Source organism: Bradyrhizobium sp. Mp27 (genome assembly GCF_029953005.1).
Classification (GTDB): domain Bacteria; phylum Pseudomonadota; class Alphaproteobacteria; order Rhizobiales; family Xanthobacteraceae; genus Bradyrhizobium; species Bradyrhizobium barranii.
This window is the reverse complement of record NZ_JASAUS010000884.1, coordinates 1-218: the sequence shown is the minus strand read 5'-3', so window position 1 is coordinate 218 and position 218 is coordinate 1. Positions and strand designations below refer to the sequence as shown.

Annotated in this window: 1 pseudogene; it reads left to right on the top strand. The window is 58.3% G+C overall.

The features are described 5' to 3' along the window. Window positions 1-110 (top strand): annotated as a pseudogene (locus QJT78_RS52905) (IS6 family transposase); the annotation flags it as partial. Between the last annotated feature and the right edge of the window lie 108 nt (window positions 111-218).

Below are 218 nucleotides of genomic sequence, written 5' to 3'. Positions count from 1 at the left end.
AGCGCCGAAGAGACTCGCGCGCTGCGCAGCTTCTCATGAAGAAGCTCTTGAAATGCGCCGGCACGCCGCCGCGCGTTATGATCACGGATAAGCTGCGTTCGTACGGCGCTGAGCTATGGCTGATTTTGGGTGACGCGGCCTGATCAGGCGGCGTGGCTTTCAGTGTTCGGAATGACTTCGATTCCGTCGATGAACTTTACACCGGCGATGACTTTCGG